The sequence below is a fragment of the Phycicoccus jejuensis genome, from assembly GCF_044797865.1.
Lineage (GTDB): Bacteria > Actinomycetota > Actinomycetes > Actinomycetales > Dermatophilaceae > Phycicoccus > Phycicoccus jejuensis.
In genome coordinates this window covers 3990971-4012931 of the sequence record NZ_CP085209.1, presented here as the reverse complement: position 1 = coordinate 4012931, position 21961 = coordinate 3990971, and the positions used below count along the sequence as shown (strand labels likewise).

The window sequence follows — 21961 nt, the reverse complement described above, 5'->3', positions numbered from 1 at the left end:
TCGGCGTGTACGAAGGCGCGGTCCAGGACCTCATCGACGAGCTCGGCAGGCTGCCGGGCGTCGGCCCCAAGAGCGCCCAGCGCATCGCCTTCCACCTCCTGCAGGCCGACCCCGCCGACGTCGAGCGGCTCGCGCACGCCCTGTCCGAGGTCAAGGCCCGGGTGCGCTTCTGCGCGGTCTGCTTCAACGTCGCCGAGGGCGAGCGCTGCCGGATCTGCGCCGACCCGCGCCGCGACGACAGCTCGATCTGTGTCGTCGAGGAGCCCAAGGACGTCGTCGCCATCGAGCGCACCCGCGAGTTCCGCGGCCGCTACCACGTGCTCGGCGGCGCGATCAGCCCGATCGACGGCATCGGCCCGGAGGACCTGCGCGTCCGTGAGCTCCTCGCGCGGCTCGGCGACGGCGTGGTGACCGAGGTCATCATCGCCACCGACCCCAACCTCGAGGGCGAGGCGACGGCCAGCTACCTCTCGCGGATGCTCCGCGACATCGGCGTCCAGCGCGTCACCCGGCTCGCGTCCGGCCTGCCGGTCGGTGGCGACCTCGAGTACGCCGACGAGGTGACGCTCGGCCGCGCGTTCGAGGGACGGAGGCTGCTCGATGTCTGAGGCTCCCGGGGTGATGGGCGGCGACTGGGGCCAGCTGGCCGCCGAGACCGCCGTCGACGCGCGCACCTACCTGGTCACCATCCGCGAGGTGGCGGCCGGGGAGGCCCCCGGCGCCGCGCTGCCGATGCTGCTGCTCGCCCTCTCCCAGGTCCTCGTCGCCGGGGCCCGCCTCGGCGCCGTCGAGGACGTCGTGCCGGAGGAGCGCTTCGAGCCCGACCCCGGCCCGGACCCCGAGCTCGACCCGCTGCGCGAGAACCTGCGCAACCTCTTCGACGGCCTCGACGAGTACGCCGACGTCGTGGACCCCCTGACCACGCCCGAGCTCGGTGTCGGCACCGTGAGCAACGACCTCGTCGACGTCGCCGCCGCGCTGGCCCACGGGCTCGAGCACCACGACGCCGGCCGCCCCCTCGAGGCCCTCTGGTGGTGGCAGTTCAGCTACCTGTCGCTCTGGGGCGAGCGCGCCGCGTCCTCGCTGCGGGTCGTCCACGGCCTGCTCGCGCACGTCCGCCTCGACGCCGACGCGGACGCCGTCGCCGAGGCGGAGTTCGACGCGCTCCACCCCTGAGGGCGCGGGGCGGCGGGGGGCCGTCCGGCCGCTGCGGTCAGGCGCGCGCGTCGGTCGCGGGCTCGGCCTGGTCCACGACGGTGCGGGCCTCCGTGGCGGCCAGCGTGAGGTCGACCTCGAGGACGGCCGCCGCCCGGGCCCGGGTCCCGGCGTCGGCGATCCCCCGGACGCGCAGCATCGCCTGACGGACGGTCTCCTTCGTCGAGAGGAGCTGTTGCGCGAGCACCGACGGCAGGTCCGGCGCGTGGTACGGCGGGGGCTGCGTGCCCTCGGTGGAAGTCGAGCGGGTCCCGCCGAGGTCGAACGCCGACATGGCGGCGGCGGACTCGGCCGCGCCGGCGTCCGGCGGGACGACGACGAGCGGCGGCAGCTCGTCCTCGAGCCGCAGCGAGCGCGGCCACCACGCCCCCTCGATGACCAGCTGTCCGGGGGAGAGGCGCAGCGACAGGCGGACCGAGTCGGTCTCGGTGACGGGCAGGGACATGAGGGGTCCGTTCGGCGGCGAACACCGCTGGTGGCTCGTCCACAGAGCAGGTGGGCCACGAGTTGGCCCGCACGGGTCGGTCCCTGTCACCCCCACCGTACCCCTGTGGAGGATCCGGAGGGCGGCGCGCTCAGTCGCTCTCGTCCTCGGGCAGCTCACCGGAGTCGACGGCCTCCTTGATGACGTCCCCCGCGTCCCAGTCGTTGACGTGCATCGCCGCGACGACGTCGCCGTCGCGCAGCCAGAAGGCGCGGAACTCGCGGTCCTCGAGGCTGCCGTGGACGACCACCTCGTCGTCCTCGCTCGCGCTGCCGACGTACTCCATCCCGAGGTCGTACTGGTCGGTGAAGAAGTACGGCATCTCCTCGTACTCCTCGTCACCGCCCGCGAGGTTGTGCGCGGCGACCTTGGCCTGCTTGATCGCGGTGTCCCAGTGCTCGACCCGGATGCGCCGCCCGAGGCGCGGGTGGGCGTGGTTGGCGATGTCGCCGACGGCGAGCACCGACGGCACCGACGTGCGCAGGCGGGAGTCGACGAGCACGCCGTTGTCGACGTCGAGGCCGCCCGAGTGGGCGAGGTCGACGCGCGGCTTGACGCCGATGCCGGCGACGACGAGGTCGGCGCCCTCGAGGTGCTCGGCGGTGACCTCGGTGCCGAGGCGCAGCTGCACACCGTGCTCGCGATGCAGGTCGGCGAACACCTGGGCGACCGTCGGGCCGAGAACGTGGACGAGCGGCAGGTCCTCGGTCTCGTAGAGGGTGACCTCGGCGCCGGCCTGGCGGGCGGCGGCCGCGGCCTCGAGCCCGATCCACCCGCCGCCCACGACGACGACCTTGCGGCCCTTCGCGAAGGCCTCGCGCAGCCGGTCGGAGTCGTCCTTGGTGCGCAGGTAGGCCACGGGGACGCCGGCGTCCTCGGCGACGTCGAGCACGCGGGGCTCGGCGCCGGTCGCGAGGAGCAGCCGCTCGTAGGGGACGTCGCCGTCGGACGTCGTGACGACGTGGGCGTCGGTGTCGAGGCCGGTGGCCGTCACCCCGAGCCGCAGGTCGACGTCGTGCTCGGCGTACCACTCGCGGGGGTGGACGAGGGCCTTCTCGAAGGGGTCCTCGCCGAGGAGGTAGCTCTTCGAGAGCGGCGGCCGCTCGTACGGCGGGTGCTCCTCGCTGCCCAGCAGCACGATCGGGCCGGTGTGGCCCTGCTCCCTCAGCTCGGTGGCGGCGGTCGCTCCGGCGAGCCCTGCTCCGACGATGACGATCGACATGGCTCGACGCTAGCGCCGCACCCCGGCCGACGTGCGCCTTCGCGTCACCGGGATGTTCCCCGCGTCCGGAACCCGGCGCAGACGGGCACCTCCCTCCGTGCAGCAATCGACGAATGTGTCACTTCCTGTACGCCCGCAGGTGATGGAATGTGCAGCAATCGACGAATGTGTCACTTCCTGTACGCCCGCAGGTGATGGAGTGTGCAGCAGTCGACACTTCCGTCGGTTCGTGTACGGCGGCGGGCATCCGGATCGTGGGCGTGCGGTCCGGTCCGTGGACACCTCGTTAGAGTGGTGCCGACCCTCCAGCGCCACGACCCGGGAGAACCACCGTGCCCATCGTCGTCCAGAAGTACGGCGGCTCCTCGCTCGCCGACGCCGAGAGCATCAAGCGCGTCGCCCAGCGCATCTCGGAGACGAAGAAGGCGGGCAACGACGTCGTCGTCGCCGTCTCGGCGATGGGGGACACGACCGACGAGCTCCTCGACCTCGCCCAGGACGTCAGCCCGCTGCCGCCCCCGCGCGAGCTCGACATGCTCATGACGGCCGGCGAGCGCATCTCGATGGCGCTCGTCGCGATGGCCATCACCGACCTCGGCCACAGCGCGCGCAGCTTCACCGGCAGCCAGGCCGGCGTCATCACCGACAGCGTCCACGGCAAGGCGAAGATCATCGACGTCACGCCGGGCCGCATCACCGAGGCCCTCGGCAAGGGGCACGTCGTCATCGTCGCCGGGTTCCAGGGCGTCAGCCAGGACACCAAGGAGATCACCACGCTCGGACGCGGGGGCACCGACACGACCGCCGTCGCGCTGGCCGCCGCCCTCTCGGCCGACGTCTGCGAGATCTACACCGACGTCGACGGCGTCTTCACCGCCGACCCGCGCATCGTCCCGGCCGCCCGCAAGCTCGACCGCATCACGAACGAGGAGATGCTGGAGCTCGCGGCGAGCGGCTCGAAGGTCCTCCACCTCCGCAGCGTCGAGTACGCGCGCCGCTTCGACATCCCGATCCACGTCCGGTCCTCGTTCTCGCAGAAGACCGGCACCGTCGTCTCCGACCAGCCCGCCCCCGAAGGAGTCCCCGTGGAAGCCCCGATCATCGCCGGCGTCGCCCACGACCGCAGCGAGGCCAAGGTCACCGTCGTCGGCGTCCCCGACCGCACGGGCATGGCCGCCAAGATCTTCGAGGCGGTCGCCGCCGCCGAGATCAACATCGACATGATCGTCCAGAACGTCTCCGCCGTGGAGACCGGCCTGACCGACATCTCCTTCACGCTGCCGAAGACCGACGGCAAGACGGCGGTCCAGGCCCTCCAGCGCATCCAGCCCGAGGTCGGCTTCAGCCAGATCCAGTACGACGACCAGATCGGCAAGCTGAGCCTCGTCGGCGCCGGGATGCGCTCCAACCCCGGCGTCAGCGCCACGTTCTTCAACGCGCTCGCGGTCGCCGGCGTCAACATCGAGATGATCTCCACCTCCGAGATCCGCATCTCCGTCGTCACCCGCGACGAGCTCCTCGACGACGCCGTGCGCGCCGTCCACACCGCGTTCGGGCTGGACTCCAGCGAGGGCGAAGCCGTCGTCTACGGGGGCACCGGCCGCTGACGTGACCGCCACGACCACGCACCGCACCGACCGGCGCCCCACGCTCGGGGTCGTCGGCGGCACCGGGGCCGTGGGTCGGGTCGTCCTCCAGGTCCTGCCGATGCACCGGCACGTCTGGGGCGAGCTGCGGGTCGCCGCCGGCGCCGAGGACGTCGGGACGACGCTGCGGGTCGGCGACGAGGAGCTGACCGTCGAGGCGCTGGCGCCGGAGTTCTTCGACGGCCTCGACGTCGCGATCTTCGACATCCCGCCGGGCATCGCCCGCGAGTGGGTCGAGCTCGCGGCCGCCAAGGGGGTCGTGTGCATCGACAACAGCACGGTCTTCCGCACCGAGCCCGACGTGCCGCTCGTCGTCCCCGAGGTCAACCCTCGGCGGGTCGCCGACCGGCCGCGCGGGATCATCGCCAACCCCGGCGCCACGGTGATGACGATGATCGACGTCCTCGCCGTGCTGCACAGCGGCTGGGAGCTGACCGAGCTCGTCGTCACGACCTTCCAGGCCGCCTCCGGGCTCGGCCGTGCCGGGATGGCCCGGCTGCGTGACGAGCTCGAGGTCGTCGTCGCCGACCGCGAGCTCGGCACCCGGCCGGGCGACGTGCGCCGGCTCGTCGAGCACGAGCTCGGCGAGGACTCGCCGTTCCCGGCGCCGTTGGCGCTCAACGTCGTCCCCTTCGTCGGGCACCACCTCGGGGCGGGCTGGACCTCCGAGGAGGTCAAGGTCCGCGACGAGACCCGCAAGATCCTCGACCTCCCGGGTCTGCCGGTCTCGGCCACGTGCGTGCGCGTCCCGGTCGTCTCGACGCACTCGGTCTCGCTGCACGCCTCGTTCGGCCGCAAGGTCGACGTCGAGGCCGCGCGCCAGGCGCTCGTCGAGGCCCCGGCCGTCGTCGTCCTCGACGACCCGGACGAGCCGGAGTTCCCCACGCCCAACGACGTGGTCGGCGCCGACCCGCGCTTCGTCGGCCGCATCCGGCAGGACCCCGGGGCGCCGACGACCCTCGACCTGTTCATCTGCGGCGACAACCTGCGCAAGGGCGCCGCGCTCAACATGGTGCAGACGGCCGAGCTCGTCGCCGCCGCGCTCTGACGCGGGCGTGGCCGCGACCGCGTCCCGCGCCCCGGCGCCGACGTCCGTCCGCGACGGGCTCGTCGTCGTGCTCGCGGTCGCCAGCGGCGCCACGGACGCCGTCGGCTTCCTCGCCCTCGGCAGCGCGTTCACGAGCGTCATGACCGGCAACATGGTGCTCTTCGGGATGGGCCTGGCCCACGGCGACGGCGCCGCCCTCGCGCTGACCGCCGTCGCCATCGCGTCGTTCGTCGCCGGCGCCGCGCTCGGGGCCCGGGTCGCGGGCACCCCGCGGCCGGGCGACCCGGTGTGGCCGGGGCGCGTCCGCGTCGCCCTCGCGGTCGAGCTCGCCCTGTTCGCGGTGTTCGCGCTCGCGTGGTGGGCGCTCGGCTCGGCCCCGCCGGAGGGCGCCTTCCTGCCGCTGCTCGCGCTCAACGCCGTGGCGCTCGGCCTCCAGAGCAGCGCGATCCAGCGCTTCGGGGTGCCGGGGCTCTCGACGACCTACCTCACGGGCACGCTGACGAGCGTCGTCGGCCGCCTCGTCTCGGGCCACGGGCTGCGGGCCGTCGGGCACTCGCTGACCATCCTCGCCGGGCTCGTCGGCGGAGCGGCGCTCGGTGCGGCGCTCGTGCGGTGGGCGCCGGTCGCGGTGCCGCTGGCGCAGCTCCTGCCGGTCGGCCTCGTCCTGCTCGCCAGCCGCCGGGTCCGCGGCTGACCGCTCCGCCCACGCAGGAGCTCCCGCGGCGCCGCGGAGGTGCCGGGAGGCGTGGGAGGTGCTGCGCCGACCCCGCCGTCCGTCCCCGATGGTGACCGCCGCCACACGATCACCCCCGGTGTTGCCAGAATGGCCGGTGCCGCACCGTCAGCCATCGAAGGAGCCCGCACCATGACCGTCCGCACCGTCGCCATGCTCACCGCCGGTGGCCTGGCCCCGTGCCTCTCGTCGGCCGTCGGCGGCCTCATCGAGCGGTACACCGAGGTCGCGCCCGACGTGCGGATCATCGCCTACACGGGCGGCTACACCGGCCTGCTCAAGGGCGAGTACGTCGAGGTCACGCCCGAGGTCCGCGAGAAGGCCCACCTCCTGCACCGCTTCGGCGGCAGCCCGATCGGCAACAGCCGCGTCAAGCTGACCAACGTCGCCGACTGCGTGCGCCGCGGCCTCGTCCAGGAGGGCCAGGACCCGCTGCACGTCGCGGCCGAACGCCTGACCGCCGACGGCGTCGACGTCCTGCACACGATCGGCGGCGACGACACCAACACGACCGCCGCCGACCTCGCCGCCTACCTCCACGAGAACGGCTACGAGCTGACCGTCGTCGGCCTCCCCAAGACGATCGACAACGACGTCGTCCCGATCCGCCAGTCCCTCGGCGCGTGGACCGCGGCCGAGCAGGGAAGCCGGTTCGCGCAGAACATCATCGCCGAGCACTCCTCGAACCCGCGGATGCTCATCGTCCACGAGGTGATGGGCCGGCACTGCGGCTGGCTGACCGCCGCCACGGCCGCCGAGTACCACCGCTGGGTCGGCGAGCAGGAGTTCGTGCCGGCGATCGGCAACGACCCGCGCGCCTGGGACGTCCACGCCGTCTTCGTGCCCGAGCGGCACATCGACATCGAGGCCGAGGGTGCCCGCCTGCGCGCCGTCATGGACGAGGTCGGCTGCGTCAACGTCTTCCTCTCCGAGGGCGCCGGCGTCGAGGAGGTCGTCGCGCAGCTCGAGGCGAGCGGCCAGGAGGTCCCGCGCGACCCGTTCGGCCACGTCCAGCTCGACAAGGTCAACCCCGGCGCGTGGTTCGCCAAGCAGTTCGCCGAGGTCCTGGGCGCCGAGAAGACGATGGTCCAGAAGTCCGGCTACTTCTCCCGCTCCGCGCCCGCCAACGAGCGCGACCTCGCGCTCATCAAGGAGTGCACGGACCTCGCGGTCGACGCGGCGCTGCGCGGCGAGGCCGGCGTCATCGGCCACGACGAGGAGCGCGGCGACGAGCTGCGTCCGGTCGAGTTCCCCCGGATCCGCGGCGGCAAGGCCTTCGACCCGACCGTGCCGTGGTTCACCGATCTGCTGGGGTCCATCGGCCAGGCGTGAGCCGGCCACGACGATGAGGGAGACGACGGGGTTCGTCGACGGCTGGTGGGTGGCCGTCGTGATCTACGCCGCCCTCCTCCTCGGCCAGCGGCTCTACCGCGCGCGGCGCTGGGTGCCGCCGGAGTGGCCGGACGCGGACTACGGCTGGAAGGTGACGCACCTGTTCTGGGTGCCCTTCCACGTCCTCGACGTCGTCTTCGGCGTGCCGTTGCTGTTCGCGGTCTTCATCGCCTTCTTCGCCATCTGACGCCGGCGCCCGCGCGGGACGCCGGTCGCACGGGTGGGCCCACGGACAGCGGTCCGTGGGCCCACCAGGCGTCACCCGGGCGCATGCGCTCGGCCCCTGTGGTGTGCGTGCACCGTCCCCTGCGACGGTCACGCGCACACTCTGTCGCACGCCCGGGGCGCTGTCGGTAGCGTCGGCCCCCCGCTCCCGGGTGGTGCTGGCACCACCCCCGGGCGCCGGGACCGGTCGAGGGCTCAGTGCGGCAGCGAGCGGGGCGGGAACACCCCGACGACGGACGTGCCGACCTCCGGCACCGAGTGCACCTCGAGCACCCCGCCGGCGGACTGGATCCGGTCGCGCATCCCCGTGATGCCGCTGGCGTCCGCGCGCGCCGCTGCGTCGAAGCCGCACCCGTCGTCGGACACCGAGAAGCGCAGGCCACGCTCGTCGTCGACGCTCACCGAGATGAGCGAGCCGCCGGAGTGCCGGTCGGCGTTCTGCATCGCCTCGAGGCAGCAGAAGTAGACGGCGGCCTCGACCTCCGGGGCGGGCCGGCCCCCGCGCAGCTCGACCTCGACGACGCAGGGGAGCGTCGTGCGGCGCGCCGCGGCCGGGAGGGCGCCGGCGAGGCCGCGCTCCGCGAGCAGCGGCGGGTAGATGCCGTGGGCGAGGTCGCGCAGCTCGCGGATGGCCTCCGCGAGCTGCTCCTGGACGGCGGCGACGAGGGCGCGCGCCTGCTCCGGGTCCCGGTCGACGGCGCGGCCGAGACGGCCGAGGTCGACCGCGAGCGTGGTGAGGCGCTGCTGCGCGCCGTCGTGCAGGTCGCGCTCGATCTCGCGGCGGGCCTCGATGGACGCGCCGGCGAGGCGGGCCCGGGAGTCCTCGAGCTCGTCGCGGCTGCGGGCCAGCCGGAGCACGGCGTCCCGGATGCCGAGGACGAGCACGGCCGCGACGACGACGGTGAAGAACCCGACGAGCAGCGGCGTCATCGGCAGGTCCGGGTGGTCGGCCGTCCACGCCGCACGCCGCCACTCGCCGAGCGCGACGAGCGCCCCGGTGAGCCCGATCGTCGCGGTGAGGAGGGCGGTTCGCAGGCGCAGCCCCAGCGCGTCGGTGAGGATGAGCGAGGGGACGTGGAGCACGAGCAGGGCGACCGGTGTCGTGAAGGGCGTGGCCCAGGCGAGCGAGAAGGCGACGAACCACGTCGCGACGAGCGCCGTCGCGGCGGCGCCCCGGAGGTGCTCCCGCCGGGCCAGCACCAGGGCCACGCCGTAGGAGAACCCCGCGAGGACGAGCGCGACGATGTTCTGCCGCAACGAGGCCGACGTCCCGATGGCCTGGTCCAGGACGACGAGGAAGACGACAGAGAGCCAGATGGCCCCGAGGTTGAGGACGAGGTAGGCCCGCACCCGGGCCTCGGTCGAGCCGTCGGGGCCCGGTCCGCGCACCCACCCGGGCAGCCGCACCCGTCGCACGGTCAGCGCCTCACCGGCCGTGGGTCCATCCCGGCCGCGCCACTCTCGGCGAGGTAGAGGAGCACCGCCGAGACCCGCCGGTGGAGGGCCTCGCCCTCGGGCAGGTCGAGCTTGCTGAAGATCGAGTTGATGTGCTTCTCGACGGCCCGCGAGGTCACGTGGAGCCGGGCCGCGATCGCCGAGTTCGACGCCCCCGTCGCGATGAGCCCGAGCACCTCCCGCTCGCGGGCGGTCAGCCGTGCGACCGGGCCCTCGAAGCGCATCCGGTGCTGCATGAGCGCGTCGACGACGTGCGGGTCGATGACGCTCTCGCCGCGACGCACCGCGGAGAGCGCCGCCACGAGCTGGTCGACGTCCGACACCCGCTCCTTGAGGAGGTAGCCGCGCCCCCGGCTGCCGCCGGCGACGAGCGACAGCGCACCGTCGGCGTCGGCGTGCTGCGAGAGGACGACGACACCGAGGCCCGGTGCCGTGGCGCGGAACGTGGCGGCCGCCCGGATGCCCTCGTCCGTGTGGGTCGGCGGCATCCGGATGTCGGTGAGCACCGCGTCGGGGCGCTCGCGGGCGACCGCGGCGAGCAGCTCGTCGAGGTCGCCGGTCTCGACGACGGACGCGACGTCGTCGTGCTCGGTGAGCAGCGCCGCCAGCCCCCGACGCAGCAGCGCGTTGTCCTCGGCGAGCACCACCCGCAACCCGGCCATGAGGGCATCGTAGGGGCGCCGACCTGCGCCGATCGCCGGGTCCGTGACGCGGACCACCACCCGCCCCTCCCGCGGAGGGCCGCGGTCCGACAGGATGGGCCCGATGCTCTCCGACGTCTTCCTCCTGCCGCAGGAGCGTGGCAACCCGCACACCCGGGTCGATGCGCGCCACCCCGACGACGTCGCCTGGAGCACCGGCAACCACGTGCGGCCGATCGTCCACGGCGCCGCGTACTTCGCCGAGCTCCACGAGCGGATCACGGCGCTCGGCCCCGGCGACCTGCTCCTCTTCGCCGACTGGCGCGGCGACCCCGACGAGCGGCTGACCGACGACCCCGGCTCGACCCTCAGCGCCACCCTGAGCGCCGCGGCCCGCCGCGGGGTGACCGTCCGCGGCCTGCTGTGGCGCTCGCACTGGCGGCGGTTCGGCTTCCACTCCGAGAAGTCGCGGCTGCTCGGCATCGAGGTCAACGAGGCGGGTGGCCAGTGCCTGCGCGACATGCGCGTCGCGCCCGGCGGCTCGCACCACCAGAAGGTCGTCGTGCTGCGGCACGCCGACGACCCCACGCGCGACATCGCCTACGTCGGCGGCATCGACCTCTGCCACAGCCGTCGCGACACCGCGGACCACGACGGCGACCCCCAGCCGATCGCGATGCCGCAGGTGTTCGGGCCGCGCCCGGCCTGGCACGACGTCCACGCCGCGCTCACCGGCCCCGCCGTGCACGACGTCGAGACGACGTTCCGCGAGCGGTGGGAGGACTCGACGCCGCTGACGAGCAACCCGGGACGCTTCGCCTCGAGCCGGCTGCAGGGTGAGGACCTCGACCCCCGCCCGCTGCCCGCGCAGGCCCCACCCCCGCCGCCCGTCGAGGGTGGCCACGAGGCCGTCCAGGTGCTGCGGACCTATCCGGAGCTCATCGCGAAGGGCTTCGACTTCGCCCCCGAGGGGGAGCGGAGCATCGCCCGGGGCAACTCGAAGGCCGTCCGCTCCGCCCGGCGCCTGGTCTACCTGGAGGACCAGTACCTCTGGTCGGAGGAGGTGGGCCGGCACTTCGGCGGGGCGCTGCGCGAGCAGCCCGACCTCCACCTCGTGGCGGTCATCCCGATCGTCCCGGACATGGACGGCGGCCTGTCGCTCGCCGCCCAGCTGTACGGCCGACGGCTGGCGATGGACCTGCTCCTCGACGCGGCGCCGGACCGGGTCGCGCTCTTCGGCCTGACGAGCCCGACCGGCTACCCCGTCTACGTGCACTCCAAGGTGTGCATCGTCGACGACGTGTGGGCCAGCGTCGGGTCCGACAACTTCAACCGGCGCTCGTGGACCAACGACTCCGAGCTCTCGCTGGCCATCCAGGACGACCGGGCCCGCGGTGACGACGGCGCGCCCCGCGACGCGTTCGCCCGGCGGCTGCGGCGCGAGCTCGTCGGTGAGCACGTCGGCCTGGCCGCCGACGAGGTCCCGGACGACCCGATGGAGGTCTGGGAGCTGATGGGCCGCACGGCCGACGCCCTCGACGCCTGGTACGGCGACGGCGGTCCGTCCCGGGGCCGGGTGCACGTCCCGCGGCCCAAGGCGCCGCTCAAGGGCACCGCGGTCCGCTGGCGCCGGCGGGGCCGGCCCGCGCTGGGGGCCGCGGGTGTACCCCGCCCGCCGGGGCGGCTGCGGCGCATCGGCCCGCCCGAGCTGGGCCGGTGGCAGGAGCTCGTCGCGCCCCGCCTCTACGACCTCTTCGACCCCAACGGGACCCTCGGGCTGACGAACGGCCTCGAGCAGGACTGAGCCGCCGCGGGCTCGGCGGTGCGGTGCAGGCCCCTCCGGACCACACCCGGACCGCGATGACCCCGCACGTGCGGGCTTGTCGTTGCCTGTTCGACTCCCGGACCGCGATGACCCCGCACGTGCGGGCTTGTCGTTGCCTGTTCGACTCCCGGACCGCGATGACCCCGCACGTGCGGGGTTGTCGCTGCTGGATGGTCCCGGACCGCGATGACCCCGCACGTGCGGGGTGGGCGCACGGCTCGGACTGGGCGACGGAGGGCCGGGCTGACCTGCGAATCCGCCGGCCCCGGGGTCTTCCCATCACCCGGGTCGCGGGGTCACGGTCCTCGCGGTACGGCGCGGCAGGGGCGCCACGGCCACTCGTCCGACCCTGCCGTCCGCCGTGCGGGAGGGAGTCGGGGATGGCGCAGGACGTGCGTGCCGGGGCGGGTCTCGACGTGCTGCTGCTCGCGCCCGCGCTCCTCCTCGCCGCCGTCGCCCGCGAGGTGGCACCACCGGCCCGGGGCGAGGTCCGCGACGACCTCGCGACCGTCGTGGTCCTCCTGCTGTGCGTCGGGGCGTGGGCCCTCGCGCGCCGCCTCGACCTGCCGCGCTTGGCGGCCGCCGCGGGTGTCGTCCTCGTGCCGCTCTGCCCGCCCGTCCAGGACGCGGCCGCGATCGGTGACCTGACCGCCCTCACGGCGTGCGTGCTCCTCGTCGCCGGGCTCGCGGCCGTCGCCGCCGGGGTGGTGTCCACGCCGGGTCTCGGCACCGGGGTCGTCGCGCTCGCCGGTGCGGTCGCCCTCGACCCCGCCCTCCTCGGCGACGGCAACGGCGGGGTCGTGCTCAAGCCGGTCTCCGACGCGATGGGGGCGAGCACCGCCCCGGTCGACGGCGTGCAGACCGGCTTCGGCGGCGTGGCGAGCCGGCCCGGCGACGCGGCCGTGCGCGGCGGGCTGACCGTCGGCGCCCTGAGCACGAGCATCGTCCTCCTGCTGACGGTCGTCGGGCGGCGCCGTCGTCCGCGCCCGGGGCCGGTCTGGTGACCCCGGCGGCGACCCGCCTGCTGACCGCCGGCGCGGCCGTGGCCGCCGCGGGCGGTCTCGCGGTGGCGGCGGTCGCCGCGACCCGTGACGAGCCCGCCCGCCTCGCCGGCCCGGTCGTCGCGGGCTCCGTCCCGGCCGTGAGCCCCTCCCCGACCGCGCGGGCCACGGTCGCCGGGCCCGGGGGGTTCGCCCAGCTCGCCCCGGAGGCCTGGCCGACCCCCGACGTCCCCGACTCGGTCGCCGTCACGCGCCGCGGCCCGAACGACGCCTCGCTCCCGGCCCGGGCGACCGGTGGGTCGGCGGCGCCGGGCGACCGCCCCGCGCGGGTGCGCATCCCGGCCATCGGGGTCGACTCGCGCCTCGTCGACCTCGGCATCGCCCCCGACGGGACGATGGAGGTGCCGCGCGACCCGGCGGTCTACGGCCCGCGGCCGGGCCCGGTCCTGCGCCTGGTGACGTGCAGCGGCGAGATCGACCCGGTGACCGGCCACTACACCGACAACACCGTCGTCTTCGCCTCCTGAGCGCGCCGGGTCGCGCGGCGATTCGGCCCGGCCCGGCCGATGGGGGATCATGGGTGGCCGAGCCAGACGCCCCCTGCCGCGAAGGACCCCACGCGTGCCTCCTGCCGCTCCCGCCACCGACTTCCGCCCCGTCGTCCTCGGTGGCGACATCACCGCCTACACGCTCGTGCGCACCTTCCACGAGGCGTACGGCGTGCGCCCGCTCGTCGTCAACATGAGCGAGGGCGGCCCGGTCGCCCTCTCGACGCTGTGCGACCACGTCCTCGTGCCGGGCTTCGAGGAGGCCGACACCTTCGTGCGCGAGCTCGAGCGGGTCGGGCGCGAGCACGGGGGCGAGGGCCGCCCGCCGCTGCTGCTCGTGGCGGCCGGCGACTGGTACGTGCGGATGATCATCGAGCACAAGGACCGGCTCTCGGCCTGGTTCACGATCCCGTACATCGACCTGGACCTGCTCGACCGGATCGTGCGCAAGGACGTCTTCTACGGGATCCTCGACGAGGTCGGCGTGCCGCACCCGGCGACCATCGTCGTCGACTGCTCGGGCGAGCACGGGGAGGAGCGCGACCTGCCGTGGGAGTTCCCGGTCGTCGCCAAGCCCGCCGACAGCGCGCTGTACCACTACGCGAGCTTCGACGGGAAGAAGAAGGTCTACGTCTGCGACACCCCCGAGGAGCTCGCCGACACCCTGCGGCGGGTGCGGGCCAGCAGCTACGACGGCAACTTCCTCCTCCAGGACTTCGTCCCGGGTGACGACACGAACATGCGGGTGCTCACCTGCTACTCCGACCGCGACGGGAAGGTCGTCTTCGGGTCGGTCGGGCACGTCCTCCTCGAGGAGCACCACCCGCTGGCCATCGGCAACCCCTGCGTCATCATCACGACCGAGATCGACGAGGTCGTCGAGCAGGCCAAGCGCTTCCTCGAGCACATCGGCTACGTCGGGTTCAGCAACTTCGACCTCAAGTACGACCGGCGCGACGGCACGTACAAGTTCTTCGAGATCAACGTCCGCCTCGGCCGCTCGAACTTCTACGTGACGGCCGGCGGCCACAACGTCTCGGAGTGGTACGTCCGCGACTGGGTGCGCCACGAGCCGATGGAGGGGCTGACGATCGCCCGCGGCGAGCACCTCTTCGCGTTCGTCCCGAAGTACGTCGTCAAGCACTACGTCCTCGACGAGGCGCTGCGCGACAAGGCGATCGGGCTGATGAAGAGCGGTCGGGCGAGCGACCCGAACGTCTACGCCCCCGACCTCACGCTCAAGCGGCGGGCGTACAACGCGGCCTACCACCTCAACCAGGTGCGCAAGTTCCGCGCTCACTTCACGGACCGCCGATGACGGGCGCCGACGTCCCGGTGCCGGGGCAGCCGGGCGGCGTGCTCGGCGGCCTCGGACCCGCCGCCACCGTCCACTTCCTGCGCCGCGTCGTCGAGCTGACCGACGCGCGCCGCGACCAGGACCACGTCGACCTCCTCGTCTGGCAGCACGGCTCGATCCCGGACCGCACCGGCTTCCTCCGAGGCGAGAACGAGAGCCCCGAGCCCGCGCTCGTCGCCGACGTGCGGGCCCTCGAACGTGCCGGCGCGACGTTCGTGGCCATCCCCTGCAACACCGCGCTCGTCTGGGTGGACCAGATGCGCGCCGCCGTCGACATCGAGGTCCTCGACACCGTCGACGAGACCGTGGCCGCCGCCCGCGCGGCCGTCCCGGGCCTGCGCCGCCTCGGCGTGCTCGCGACCGACGGCACCCTCGCGGCCGGCACCTACGCCCGCTCCGCCGAGCGCGCCGGTGTCGAGCTCGTCCTGCCGGACCCCGACGAGCAGCGCGAGACGATGAGCGTCATCTACGACGGCGTCAAGGCGGGGAACCCGGTGTCGCGCAGCCGCTTCGACGCGCTCGTCGAGCACCTGAGGGCCAAGGGGGCCGAGGCCGTCGCGCTCGGCTGCACCGAGCTGTCGGTGCTGCGGGGCGACCTCGGGGTCGAGGACCCGCTCGTCGTCGACTCCATCGACGCCGTGGCCGTCGCCACCATCCGCCGGGCCGGCGGGCGCCTGCGCGCCTGAGCACTCCTGCTCGGGCGGGCACCCGCCGGGCGTGGCACGGTGGACGGGTGCTGCGCTCCCTCCGCCCGTACCTCGTCGTGCTCGGCGTGCTCTGGCTCCTGCCGGCGGCGACCGTCGCGGTGCTGCACCTCTCGCTGCCCGACCACAACGCCGGCGGCCAGTGCGAGGGACTCGGGTGGGGCTGCACCCTCCCGCCGGCCGACGCCGTCGTCCTCCTCGGGATGATGGCCGCCCCGTTCCTCCTCCCGGCGGGGCTGCTCGGCTGCGGCGTCGTCGCGCTCGTCCGCGCCCGCCGGCAACGGACGTCCGCCGCGCCGGGCACGTCTCGTCGTGCCGGGGTCACCTCGTCCTGACGGTGCGTCAGGACACCCCGGCGAGGCGAGGTCGGGGCGGCGAGGCGAGGTCGTCAGCAGTCCGCGTCGAGCTGCGGGACGGCCAGGTCGTTGGCGAACGCCTTGCGCTCGGCGGCGGTCCAGAGGTTGGCACCGGAGCCCCAGGCCTCGGCGAGCGGGACTACGTGGTCGATGTCGAGCGACGAGGAGTCGGTGAAGGTCGTGTCGTCGTAGACGCTGCGCCAGGTGCCCGAGGTCGCGTGGCACGAGGAGTCCGTCGTCACGCCCGACCCGTCGCGCTTCAGCACCGTCTCGCGGGTGTCGCACGTGCCGCTGATGGTGACCCAGTGGGTGAACGCGCTGCGGTCGTAGCCGACGTTGTCCTCGTAGCCGACGTGCAGCCCGGCCAGCTGGTCGCGGGCGTCGGCGACGCTCGGGGGCGCCGGCGGGAGCGCCTGCGCGGCGCTCGCGGCGGCGGGCGCACCGAGCGTGGCGAGCAGGAGGGCGGCCGCCGCCCGGCGCAGCCCGCGGGGGAGGCGACGGCGGGGACGACGGGCGGACGGGGCGGCGGTGGGGGTGCTCACGGGGGGACAGCCTGCTCGGCGGGGGTCAGCCCCGGCCCAAGCGTGCGTGAGCGTGCGGTACGGGTCCGGTCAGGGGTCTGCCGGGTCGGTCAGCGCCGGGTCAGGACGCCGGGTAGGGCCGTTCCCGCAGGACGCGGGCGAGGTGCGCGGCGTTGGCGGCGGCGGTCCGCGTGGCCGAGGCCGTCTGCTCGGGCGTCTCGTCGAGGTCCCGGTAGTCGGTGCCGGTCATCGCCTCACCGTTCCAGAAGGTGCAGCCGTTGGCGGGGATCGTGAAGCCGACGTCGTTCATCCCCTGGTAGGCGACGGCGCAGATGTGGTGCGCGCCGTCCTCGTTGCCGACGACCACGACGAGGCCGACCTTGACGTACGTGAGCAGGCGGCCCTCGTCGTCGGACTCGCCGAGCTCGGCGTCGAGGCGCTCGAGGACGCGCTGGGCGACGCTCGAGTGCTGGCCCATCCACGTCGGGGTGGCGAGCACGACGATGTCGGCGGCGAGCACCTGGCGGCGGATGGCCGGCCAGGCGTCCCCGTCGCCCATGTCGGCCTCGACGCCGGGCGTGACGTCGTGGTCGACGACGCGGACGGTCGAGCCGGTCACGCCGTGCTCGGCGAGCGCCTCGAGGAGCTGGCCCGAGAGCAGCTCGGTGCTCGAGGGCGCGGGGGAGGGCGAGAGGGTGCAGCTGAGGACGAGGGCGGTGAGGTCGGCCACGGTTCTCCGATCGGGGTGGGGTGCGGTCCCCGCGGTGCTACCCGGCCTCGGTGGTGCGCAACCCCGGTGGCCGTGGGTCGACGCCCGCGAGCTCCTCGGGGCGCACGAGGACCGGGAGCACGAGCCGCCAGAAGTCCTCGACCCGCTCGATCAGGTCGGCCCGGCCGGTCAGGGCCTCGCTCGTCAGCTGCATGCCGGTGACGACGGAGGTGACGACGTAGGCGAACCGCTCGGGGTCGGTGCCCGGCACGAGGGACCCGGCCGCCTCGGCCTCGCGCAGCAGGTCGGCGACCGCCTCGATCCAGCCGAGGTAGCCGGCGCGGATGACCTCGTCCGCGGCGACGCGGTCCAGCGTCATCCGGACGCTCGCGCGCATCAGCGGGTCGGTGAGCAGCGCCTCGACGAAGGAGTACGCGAGGTCGACGACGGCCTGGACCGGGGCGTCGGCGTCCGGGCCGTGCTGCGTGCGCCACTCGCCCTGCTCGGCGATGACGGCCTCGGCGAGGGCCTCCTTCGAGGCGAAGTGGAAGTACAGCGCGCCCTTGGTGATGCCCGCCTCGCGGACGATCTCGGCGACCGTCGCGGCCCCGTAGCCACGCCGCTCGATGACGGCCGCCGCGGCGCGCAGGATGCTGCTGCGCGTGGCGACGGCCCGCTGCTGCCGGGGCACGTGGCTCCTCGTGGTCGTCGGCCGGGTCGGTCGCGGACGAGGCTACGCGTGCCGTCTGTGGCCGGGCTGTGCCGGTCGTCGACGAACGACAACAGACCGGCTGGTCGGTTTTGTCGTACGATGCCCACGCCACGCCTCGCAGGGGGTGCGTGACCGCTCGAGGAGGGGCGAGTAGTCCGCACGGCGGTGCCCGGCGGGGCGCAGGGACTCCGCCGGGCGCCGCTGCCGGCGTCAGGCGCCGGCGAGCGAGCGCAGGCGCGCCGCGACCGCCTCGGGCCTGGTGTCGGTGACCCAGCCACCGACCGCGCTCTCGGACCCCGCGAGGTACTTGAGCTTGCCGGGTCCGCGCAGGACGGACATCACCTGGAGCAGCAGCCGCGACACCTCGCGGCCGGTGCGCGCCGGGGCCTGGTGCCACGCGGCGATGTACGGCAGCCGGACCGGTCCGTCGTCGCCGACGTGGTAGCCGTCGAGGCGGCGCAGGAGCTCGAGGTAGAGGTGGGCGAGCTCGTCGCGCTCGGCGTCGTCGAGGGCGACGAGGTCGGGGACGTCGCGGTGGGGGGCGAGGTGCACCTCGACCGGCCAGCGCGCGGCGTAGGGGACGTAGGCCGTCCAGTGCTCGCCGGCGAGGACGACGCGCGAGCCGTCCGCGCGCTCGGCGGCGAGGAGGTCGGCGCCGAGCAGCCGACCGGTGCGGGCGTGGTGCTCGGTGGCCCGGGCCAGCATCTCGGCGGTGCGCGCGGGGACGTAGGGGTAGGCGTACACCTGACCGTGGGGGTGGTGCAGCGTCACCCCGATCTCCTGGCCGCGGTTCTCGAAGCAGAAGACGTGCTCGACGCCGGGCGTGGCCCCGAGCTCGGCCGTGCGGTCGGCCCAGACGTCGACGACGGTGCGGGCGCGCTCCGGGCCGAGCGCCGCGAACGAGGAGTCGTGGTCGCTCGTGAAGCAGACGACCTCGGTGCGGCCGTGCGCCGGACGGTGCAGGTACCCCTCGGGGGCGACGACGTCGTCGAGCGCGACGGGGGCGTATGAGGGGAAGCGGTTCTCGAAGACGACGACGTCGTACTCGGCGTCGGGGATCTCGGAGGGGACGCTGCCGCGCCCGGTCGGGCAGAGCGGGCACTCGTCCTTGGGCGGCAGGAAGGTGCGGTTCATCCGGTGCCCCGCGACGGCCACCCAGTCGCCGACGAGCGCGTCGTAGCGGACGTGCCCGGCGGAGGCCCGCGGCCCGAGCTCGCGCCGGTCGACCGCGGTGCGTTCCGGCGCGTCCGGGGAGTCGTCGAAGTAGATGATCTCGCGGCCGTCGGCGAGCGAGCGGACCGTGCGCCGGACCGTGCGGGTCCGGGTCATCCGGCGTCGCCCACCTGGCGGGGGCGGCCCGGCTCGGCGAGGACGAGGTGCTCGACCGACTCGACGAGCACCTGCCGCGCCCGGGCCGGGATGCCCGAGTCGGTGATGAGCGTGTCGACCTCGGAGAGGTCCATGAAGGTCGAGAGGCCGACGATCCCGATCTTCGAGCGGTCGGCGAGGACGCACACCGAGCGGGCCGAGCGGACGAGCGCCCGGTTCGTCTCGGCCTCGACGAGGTTGGGCGTGGTGAGGCCCGCCGCGCGGTCGATGCCGTGCGCGCCGAGGAAGAGCCGGTCGACGTGCAGGCCGGCGAGAGCGGTGACGGCGACGGGCCCGACGAGCGCGTCCGACGGCGTGCGGACGCCCCCCGTGAGGACGACGACGTGCGCGGCCGACTGCGACTCGTGGAGCAGCTGCGCGACGGGGACCGAGTTCGTGACCACGGTCAGCTGGGGCACGTCGCGGACGGCGCGGGCCAGCTCGTAGGTCGTCGTGCCGGCCGAGATCCCGATGGTCGCGCCGGGCTGGACCAGCCGCGCGGCCTCGAGCGCGATGGCCTGCTTCTCGGCGGTCATGAGCGTCGACTTCGCGGTGAAGCCCGGCTCGTCGGTGGCGCGTGGGGTGATGGCGACCGCCCCGCCGTGCACGCGCTCGAGGAGGCCGTCGCCGTCGAGCCGCTCGATGTCGCGGCGGACGGTCATGTCCGAGACGCCGAGCTGGTCGACGAGCTCGGAGACGCGGGCGGCGCCGTGCTCCTCGACGATGGAGAGGATGGCGGCGCGGCGCTGGCTGGCGAGCATCAGGCCTCCCGGACGATCGCCGCGCTGCGCGCCGCCACGGTGGTGACCGGGCCCACGTCGGCGCCCGCGACGAGGTCGTGGCCGGTGACGGCGACCTCGCAGCCGGCGTCGGTGTGGTTGAGGACGAAGAGCCAGGAGCCCGAGGCGGAGCGGCGGCGGGTGACCTCGACACCGGCCGGCACGTCGGCGACCGGCGCGACCCCGGCCTCGTCGGTGACGCGGGCGAGGAGCGCGGCGAGGGTCGCGTCGTCGGGCAGCGTGCCGAGGTACCAGGCGGCGCCCTCACCGACGGTGCGGCGGGTGACGGCGGCCCGGCCGGCCAGCGGCCCGTCGGCGTAGGAGTCGAGCACCTCGGCGTCGCGGACGCGGGCGTCCTCGGACCATACCGAGCCGCTGCCGCCTCCGGCGAGGGCGACGGACTCGCCGACCCGCAGCGGGAACAGCTCCTCGACGCGGACGCCGAGCAGGTCGCGGAACGCGCCGGGGTAGCCGCCGAGCCGGACGTGGTCGTCGGGGTCGGAGATGCCGGAGAAGTAGGTGACGACGACATGGGCCCCGGCCGCGGCGGCCGCCGCGATGCGCTCGGCCGCGGAGTCGGAGACGAGGTAGAGCGTCGGGACGACGACGACCCGGTAGCCCGAGAGGTCGGTGTCGGGGTGGACGACGTCGCACGTGACGCCGGCGTCGCGCAGCAGGCGGTGGACGGTGTGCGCGGCCTGCGGGTAGTCGAGCGCGGCCGACGGCATGCACGGCCCGCTGACCGCCCACTGCGTTTCGTAGTCCCAGAGGACGGCGACGTCGGCCACGACGCGCGAGCCGACGAGCTCGCCGAGCCGCCCGGCGACGGCGCCGAGCTCGCAGACCTCGCGGAAGCGGTCGCTGTCCTCGCCGGCGTGGGGGACGAGGGCGGAGTGGAACTTCTCGGAGCCGGCGCGCGACTGGCGCCACTGGAAGAACCCGAGGGCGTCCGCGCCGCGGGCGACGTGGGTGAGACTGTCGAGGAGGGTCTCGCGCGGTGGCTTGGCGGGGTTGACCGGCTGCCAGTTGACCGCGCTCGTCGAGTGCTCCATGAGCATCCACGGCGCGCCGCCGGCGAGGCCGCGGGTCAGGTCGCCGTGGAACGAGAGCTCGGCGCGGGGGTGCTCGAGCGCGTCGACGACGTAGTGGTCGGTGCTCACGACGTCCTGGTGCGGCGCCCAGTCGTGGTAGTCGAGCAGCCGGAAGCCGCTCATCGTCATGAAGTTGGTCGTCACCGGCACGTCGGGGGAGTGGCGCCGGATGACCTCCTTCTCGGCGACGTGGAAGTCGAGCAGGGTGTCGGACCCGAAGCGGTGGTAGTCGAGCTCGTGGGTCGGGTTGCCGAACGTCGTCGTGATCCGCGGCGGCAGCACGTCGTCCCACGCGGTGTAGCGCTGGCTCCAGAAGGCCGTGCCCCACGCCTCGTTGAGGGCGTCGAGCGTCCCGTAGCGGCGCTCGAGCCAGCGCCGGAAGAACACCGCGCAGGTGTCGCAGTAGCAGGGCAGGTTGTGGCAGGCGTACTCGTTGGAGACGTGCCACATCGCCAGCGCCGGGTGGTCGTGGTAGCGCTGCGCCATCCGGTCGGTGAGGGCGAGGGCGAACTCGCGGTAGAGCGGCGACGACGGGCACCAGGCCTGCCGGCTGCCCGGCCAGAGGGTGTGACCCTCACGGTCGACGGGGAGGATCTCGGGGTAGGCGGCGCTCAGCCACGGCGGCGGGGTGGCGGTGGCGGTGGCGAGGTCGACGGCGATGCCGTGCGCGTGGAGGAGGTCCATCACCTCGTCCAGCCAGCCGAACTCGTACTCGCCCTTGGTCGGCTCCAGCCACGACCACGAGAAGACGCCGAGGGTGACGAAGCTGACCCCGGCCGCGGCCATCAGCCGCATGTCGTCGTCCCACACCGCACGCGGCCACTGCTCCGGGTTGTAGTCCCCACCGAAGGCGACGCGGTCGTCGGGCCATGGACGCATGGCGGACAGTGTGTTGCGCGGAATCGACATCTGTCAACAGATACGAACAT

General features: G+C 74.2%; 23 protein-coding genes. 13 read left to right on the top strand and 10 right to left on the bottom strand.

Annotated elements, in window-relative coordinates; translation table 11 throughout:
- Positions 1–5: 5 nt before the first annotated feature.
- Both recR and LG324_RS19090 read left to right on the top strand, forming a co-directional pair.
- Positions 6–608 carry a recombination mediator RecR gene (recR, locus tag LG324_RS19095; protein ID WP_030526487.1) on the top strand — a complete coding sequence of 201 codons (603 nt, stop codon included), beginning with the start codon at positions 6–8 and terminating at the stop codon, positions 606–608.
- A complete protein-coding gene (locus tag LG324_RS19090; protein WP_207022365.1) occupies positions 601–1176 on the top strand; it encodes a DUF5063 domain-containing protein in 576 nt (191 codons plus the stop codon). The genes recR and LG324_RS19090 overlap by 8 nt, the downstream gene beginning before the upstream one ends.
- A 37-nt stretch (positions 1177–1213) precedes the next feature.
- On the opposite strand, the gene LG324_RS19085 is transcribed toward LG324_RS19090, so the two are convergent.
- Both LG324_RS19085 and LG324_RS19080 read right to left on the bottom strand, forming a co-directional pair.
- Complete coding sequence (locus LG324_RS19085) at positions 1214–1660, bottom strand: hypothetical protein (protein ID WP_404350464.1); 447 nt, start codon at positions 1658–1660, stop codon at positions 1214–1216.
- 130 nt (positions 1661–1790) lie between these two features.
- Positions 1791–2921, bottom strand: a complete 1131-nt coding sequence (locus LG324_RS19080; protein WP_404350462.1) for an NAD(P)/FAD-dependent oxidoreductase — start codon at positions 2919–2921, stop codon at positions 1791–1793.
- 332 nt (positions 2922–3253) lie between these two features.
- Here LG324_RS19080 and LG324_RS19075 point away from each other — a divergent pair, with 332 nt between their 5' ends.
- From LG324_RS19075 to LG324_RS19055, 5 genes are all read left to right on the top strand, one after another.
- Positions 3254–4528, top strand: coding sequence for an aspartate kinase (locus LG324_RS19075; RefSeq protein WP_030526491.1), 1275 nt, complete (start codon positions 3254–3256; stop codon positions 4526–4528).
- A gap of 1 nt (position 4529) precedes the next feature.
- On the top strand, positions 4530–5615 hold the full coding sequence (locus LG324_RS19070) for an aspartate-semialdehyde dehydrogenase (protein WP_404350460.1): 1086 nt from the start codon (positions 4530–4532) through the stop codon (positions 5613–5615).
- Between the two features lie 7 nt (positions 5616–5622).
- Positions 5623–6309: a YoaK family protein gene (locus LG324_RS19065; RefSeq protein WP_404350458.1), complete on the top strand. Its 687-nt coding sequence runs from the start codon at positions 5623–5625 to the stop codon at positions 6307–6309.
- A 171-nt stretch (positions 6310–6480) separates the two neighbouring features.
- Entirely contained in the window at positions 6481–7680 is a 1200-nt protein-coding gene (locus tag LG324_RS19060; protein WP_207022371.1) for a pyrophosphate--fructose-6-phosphate 1-phosphotransferase, read from the top strand.
- 13 nt (positions 7681–7693) lie between these two features.
- Entirely contained in the window at positions 7694–7927 is a 234-nt protein-coding gene (locus LG324_RS19055; protein ID WP_030526495.1) for a hypothetical protein, read from the top strand.
- A 233-nt stretch (positions 7928–8160) separates the two neighbouring features.
- Here LG324_RS19055 and LG324_RS19050 read toward each other — a convergent pair whose 3' ends face one another.
- Positions 8161–9381 (bottom strand): sensor histidine kinase, encoded by a 1221-nt coding sequence (locus tag LG324_RS19050; protein WP_207022372.1) that lies wholly within the window; start codon positions 9379–9381, stop codon positions 8161–8163.
- Positions 9382–9383: 2 nt separating this feature from the next.
- On the bottom strand, positions 9384–10073 hold the full coding sequence (locus tag LG324_RS19045; RefSeq protein WP_404353166.1) for a response regulator transcription factor: 690 nt from the start codon (positions 10071–10073) through the stop codon (positions 9384–9386).
- Between the two features lie 112 nt (positions 10074–10185).
- On the opposite strand from LG324_RS19045, the gene LG324_RS19040 reads away from it, so the two are divergent.
- The 6 genes from LG324_RS19040 (at position 10186) to LG324_RS19015 (ending at position 15831) form a co-directional block, all read left to right on the top strand.
- Positions 10186–11865 (top strand): phospholipase D family protein, encoded by a 1680-nt coding sequence (locus tag LG324_RS19040; protein ID WP_404350455.1) that lies wholly within the window; start codon positions 10186–10188, stop codon positions 11863–11865.
- Positions 11866–12266: 401 nt separating this feature from the next.
- On the top strand, positions 12267–12890 hold the full coding sequence (locus tag LG324_RS19035) for a hypothetical protein (RefSeq protein ID WP_404350453.1): 624 nt from the start codon (positions 12267–12269) through the stop codon (positions 12888–12890).
- Positions 12887–13414, top strand: coding sequence for a hypothetical protein (locus LG324_RS19030; protein WP_404350451.1), 528 nt, complete (start codon positions 12887–12889; stop codon positions 13412–13414). The genes LG324_RS19035 and LG324_RS19030 overlap by 4 nt, the downstream gene beginning before the upstream one ends.
- A 94-nt stretch (positions 13415–13508) precedes the next feature.
- Positions 13509–14753, top strand: a complete 1245-nt coding sequence (locus LG324_RS19025; protein WP_404350450.1) for a carboxylate--amine ligase — start codon at positions 13509–13511, stop codon at positions 14751–14753.
- Positions 14750–15478 (top strand): aspartate/glutamate racemase family protein, encoded by a 729-nt coding sequence (locus LG324_RS19020; protein ID WP_030526501.1) that lies wholly within the window; start codon positions 14750–14752, stop codon positions 15476–15478. The genes LG324_RS19025 and LG324_RS19020 overlap by 4 nt, the downstream gene beginning before the upstream one ends.
- Positions 15479–15525: 47 nt before the next feature.
- Positions 15526–15831, top strand: coding sequence for a hypothetical protein (locus tag LG324_RS19015; protein WP_030526502.1), 306 nt, complete (start codon positions 15526–15528; stop codon positions 15829–15831).
- Positions 15832–15884: 53 nt separating this feature from the next.
- On the opposite strand, the gene LG324_RS19010 is transcribed toward LG324_RS19015, so the two are convergent.
- The 6 genes from LG324_RS19010 to LG324_RS18985 form a co-directional block, all read right to left on the bottom strand.
- On the bottom strand, positions 15885–16394 hold the full coding sequence (locus tag LG324_RS19010) for a hypothetical protein (protein WP_404350448.1): 510 nt from the start codon (positions 16392–16394) through the stop codon (positions 15885–15887).
- Positions 16395–16494: 100 nt separating this feature from the next.
- Complete coding sequence (locus LG324_RS19005) at positions 16495–17103, bottom strand: flavodoxin family protein (RefSeq protein WP_404350446.1); 609 nt, start codon at positions 17101–17103, stop codon at positions 16495–16497.
- Positions 17104–17140: 37 nt separating this feature from the next.
- Positions 17141–17773 carry a ScbR family autoregulator-binding transcription factor gene (locus tag LG324_RS19000; RefSeq protein ID WP_404350444.1) on the bottom strand — a complete coding sequence of 211 codons (633 nt, stop codon included), beginning with the start codon at positions 17771–17773 and terminating at the stop codon, positions 17141–17143.
- 231 nt (positions 17774–18004) lie between these two features.
- Entirely contained in the window at positions 18005–19123 is a 1119-nt protein-coding gene (gene galT, locus LG324_RS18995; RefSeq protein WP_030526506.1) for a galactose-1-phosphate uridylyltransferase, read from the bottom strand.
- Positions 19120–19923, bottom strand: a complete 804-nt coding sequence (locus tag LG324_RS18990; protein ID WP_030526507.1) for a DeoR/GlpR family DNA-binding transcription regulator — start codon at positions 19921–19923, stop codon at positions 19120–19122. Before LG324_RS18990 ends, galT begins: the two co-directional genes overlap by 4 nt.
- On the bottom strand, positions 19923–21911 hold the full coding sequence (locus LG324_RS18985) for a beta-galactosidase (protein WP_404350441.1): 1989 nt from the start codon (positions 21909–21911) through the stop codon (positions 19923–19925). The genes LG324_RS18990 and LG324_RS18985 overlap by 1 nt, the downstream gene beginning before the upstream one ends.
- Positions 21912–21961 lie beyond the last annotated feature (50 nt).

Coding starts and splice junctions, on each gene's coding strand:
- LG324_RS19090 (WP_207022365.1), top strand. CDS start 601: ATGTCTGAGGCTCCCGGGGTGATGGGCGGCGACTGGGGCCAGCTGGCC.
- LG324_RS19085 (WP_404350464.1), bottom strand. CDS start 1,660: ATGTCCCTGCCCGTCACCGAGACCGACTCGGTCCGCCTGTCGCTGCGC.
- LG324_RS19080 (WP_404350462.1), bottom strand. CDS start 2,921: ATGTCGATCGTCATCGTCGGAGCAGGGCTCGCCGGAGCGACCGCCGCC.
- LG324_RS19060 (WP_207022371.1), top strand. CDS start 6,481: ATGACCGTCCGCACCGTCGCCATGCTCACCGCCGGTGGCCTGGCCCCG.
- LG324_RS19055 (WP_030526495.1), top strand. CDS start 7,694: ATGAGGGAGACGACGGGGTTCGTCGACGGCTGGTGGGTGGCCGTCGTG.
- LG324_RS19040 (WP_404350455.1), top strand. CDS start 10,186: ATGCTCTCCGACGTCTTCCTCCTGCCGCAGGAGCGTGGCAACCCGCAC.
- LG324_RS19035 (WP_404350453.1), top strand. CDS start 12,267: ATGGCGCAGGACGTGCGTGCCGGGGCGGGTCTCGACGTGCTGCTGCTC.
- LG324_RS19020 (WP_030526501.1), top strand. CDS start 14,750: ATGACGGGCGCCGACGTCCCGGTGCCGGGGCAGCCGGGCGGCGTGCTC.
- galT (WP_030526506.1), bottom strand. CDS start 19,123: ATGACCCGGACCCGCACGGTCCGGCGCACGGTCCGCTCGCTCGCCGAC.
- LG324_RS18990 (WP_030526507.1), bottom strand. CDS start 19,923: ATGCTCGCCAGCCAGCGCCGCGCCGCCATCCTCTCCATCGTCGAGGAG.
- LG324_RS18985 (WP_404350441.1), bottom strand. CDS start 21,911: ATGCGTCCATGGCCCGACGACCGCGTCGCCTTCGGTGGGGACTACAAC.